Source organism: Burkholderia sp. E168m23 (assembly GCF_016586125.1).
In the GTDB taxonomy this organism is placed as follows: domain Bacteria; phylum Pseudomonadota; class Gammaproteobacteria; order Burkholderiales; family Burkholderiaceae; genus Burkholderia; species Burkholderia orbicola.
Genome location: NZ_BCPP01001001.1, coordinates 1 through 2,526 on the forward strand (window position 1 = coordinate 1; position 2,526 = coordinate 2,526).

Below are 2,526 nucleotides of genomic sequence, written 5' to 3' on the forward strand. Positions count from 1 at the left end.
GGCATCGACGCGATGCTGCTGGGTGAGGATTGAACGAAGGAGAGCCGTCGATGAATCAAAGCCGCGTCAAACAGACGCTCGTCAGAACCACGCTGCTCGCCGCGCTGACGGCGGGCCTCGCCGTGTCGCTGCAGGGTTGTGTGCTCGGGGTCGTGGGTGCGGCGGCCGGCGGCGGCGCGCTGATCGCGACCGATCGCCGGACGCTCGGCGCGCAGACGGAGGATCGCGAGATCCAGGTCAAGTCGCTCACGCAGATCAACAACGGGCTGCCGGACCAGTCGCACGTGAACGTGACGGTGTTCAACCGCCGCGTGCTGCTGACGGGCGAAGTGCCGAACGACGCGTCGAAGCAGCGCGCCGAGGAACTCGTGCGCGGCATCAACAACGTGAACGGCATCGTCAACGAGCTGTCGGTCGAGCCGGCGTCGTCGCTGTCGTCGCGCGCGAACGACTCGTACCTCGAAGGGCGCGTGAAGTCCGAGCTGATCGCGACGAAGGGCATCTCGGCGAACTACTACAAGGTCGTCAGCGAGCGCGGCAATCTCTACCTGATGGGCCTCGTGACGGTGGACGAAGGCAATCGCGGCGCGGAAGCCGCGAGCCAGGTGCCGGGCGTCGAGAAGGTCGTGAAGGTGTTCCAGTACGTGAAGCCGCAGGACGCGCAGGCGCTGCAGGACGCGTCGCCCGCGAGCGGCGCATCCGGCGCGCAGCCGGCTGCCGCACCGGCGGACAGCGCGACGGTCGGCGCGGTGCCCGACGCATCGGTGCAGTCCGCGCCGCTGCAGCCGCCCGCGCCGATCTCGAATTCGTCGAACGTGCATCCGGGCAATCCGAAGGCGAAGGCGCAATGACGGGCATGCAGATGAAACGATGGATGGTGCAGGGCGCCGCGGCTGCGGCGCTCGTGGCCGGCACGCTGGGCGCCGCGCACGCGGACGTCGGCGACGGCCTGAAAGTCGCGCGCAGCAACGCGTGCATGGGCTGCCACGCGGTCGATCGCAAGCTCGTGGGCCCGTCGTTCAAGGATATCGCCGCGCGCTACAAGTCCGATCCGCAGGCCGTCGCGAAGCTGTCGAAGAAGGTGAAGGACGGCGGCTCGGGTGTGTGGGGCGCGATTCCGATGCCGGCGCATCCGCGCATGAGCGACGCCGACGTCCGCTCGGTGGTCGAATGGGTGCTGGCCGGCGCGCCGTCAAAGTAAGGTTTCAGGGGCGATTCAACCCCCTATTGCCAAGCGCAGAAATGCGTGTGTATGATAGTTGACTGATGGGGCGGTAGCTCAGCTGGGAGAGCGTCGCGTTCGCAATGCGAAGGTCGGGAGTTCGATCCTCCTCCGCTCCACCAACGGAATTCGAAAGGCTCGATCGCTAGATCGGGCCTTTTTGTTTTTCCGCGGGACCTTGGCCGACGCGCTAGGTCGCCAACTCGTAAATCACCCTGAACGTCGGCACCGCCAACACGGCGAACCCGCCGTCATGACCGCGAGCACCGCGGTCCTCTTCCGCAGCAGCGCGCAGATGGCGATCGACAGCCCATAGAACGCGCAAGTCAGAATGATGATCCACCACAGCGCGGCATAACCCGCGCCGCCTTCGAAATTCGATACGTTCTGCGTGATCCGCGTCGCGACATACCCGGCAACGGTCATGCTCGCGGGCAGGCACAGTACCGAATACAGCACGAAGACGATGATCTGCCGCGGTGTCGGATCGGATGACGTCATGGAGGGCGTTCTGTTGCGGATGGACTGGGGCACCCGACCGTCCGCCACGCGGGCCGATCAAGGCAGCGGGCAGGATGCGACCGTTTCCCGCGTTTGGCAACCGCCACCGTCCCGCGACTCCACCCTAAACCCGCCCCAAACTCGGCCGCTTCGGATCATACGTCCACCCCGGCACCAGATAACGCATCGCGACCGCATCGTCGCGCGCCGTACCACCCACCGCGTTGTACAGCGCATGCGCGGCCTCGACCTGCGCCATGTCCAGCTCGATGCCGAGTCCCGGCCGTTCCGGCACGGCCACCTTGCCGCCGACGATCTCGAGCGGTTCGCGCGTGAGCCGCGCGTCGCCTTCCTGCCAGATCCAGTGCGTGTCGATCGCGGTGATCGTGCCGGGCGCGGCCGCCGCCGCATGCGTGAACATCGCGAGCGACACGTCGAAGTGGTTGTTCGAGTGCGAGCCCCACGTGAGCCCCCAGTCGCGGCACAGCTGCGCGAGCCGCACCGAGCCCTGCATCGTCCAGAAATGCGGATCGGCGAGCGGGATGTCGACCGCCTGCAGCCGCACCGCATGATCCATCTGCCGCCAGTCGGTCGCGATCATGTTGGTCGCGGTCGGAATCCCCGTCGCGCGGCGGAATTCGGCCATCACCTCGCGGCCCGAATAGCCGGCTTCCGGCCCGCACGGATCTTCCGCATACGCGAGCAGGTGGCCTTGCCCGCGGCACAGCGCGACGGCCTCGTCGAGCGACCACGCGCCGTTCGGGTCGAGCGTCGCGCGCGCGTCGGGAAAGCGCGTCTTGATC

4 protein-coding genes and 1 tRNA gene are annotated in these 2,526 nt (G+C 67.3%); 3 read left to right on the plus strand and 2 right to left on the minus strand.

Going from position 1 to position 2,526, the window contains the following annotated elements; translation table 11 throughout:
* Positions 1 to 50 precede the first annotated feature (50 nt).
* The 3 genes from JMF90_RS33150 (at position 51) to JMF90_RS33160 (ending at position 1,344) form a co-directional block, all read left to right on the plus strand.
* Positions 51 to 851, plus strand: a complete 801-nt coding sequence (locus JMF90_RS33150; RefSeq protein ID WP_012327725.1) for a BON domain-containing protein — start codon at positions 51 to 53, stop codon at positions 849 to 851.
* Positions 848 to 1,201, plus strand: a complete 354-nt coding sequence (locus JMF90_RS33155; protein ID WP_006477385.1) for a c-type cytochrome — start codon at positions 848 to 850, stop codon at positions 1,199 to 1,201. The genes JMF90_RS33150 and JMF90_RS33155 overlap by 4 nt, the downstream gene beginning before the upstream one ends.
* A 67-nt stretch (positions 1,202 to 1,268) precedes the next feature.
* Positions 1,269 to 1,344 (plus strand) — tRNA-Ala (locus JMF90_RS33160).
* A gap of 88 nt (positions 1,345 to 1,432) precedes the next feature.
* Here the strand turns inward: JMF90_RS33160 and JMF90_RS33165 are convergent.
* Together JMF90_RS33165 and JMF90_RS33170 are read right to left on the minus strand one after the other, a co-directional pair.
* Positions 1,433 to 1,756, minus strand: coding sequence for a hypothetical protein (locus tag JMF90_RS33165; RefSeq protein ID WP_236592994.1), 324 nt, complete (start codon positions 1,754 to 1,756; stop codon positions 1,433 to 1,435).
* A 91-nt stretch (positions 1,757 to 1,847) separates the two neighbouring features.
* On the minus strand, positions 1,848 to 2,526 hold a 679-nt coding region (locus JMF90_RS33170), incomplete at its 5' end, for an enolase C-terminal domain-like protein (protein WP_305790769.1).

Bases quoted from the DNA above. Each gene is read 5' to 3' on its own strand.
- JMF90_RS33155 (WP_006477385.1), top strand. From the start codon at position 848: ATGACGGGCATGCAGATGAAACGATGGATGGTGCAGGGCGCCGCGGCT.
- JMF90_RS33150 (WP_012327725.1), top strand. From the start codon at position 51: ATGAATCAAAGCCGCGTCAAACAGACGCTCGTCAGAACCACGCTGCTC.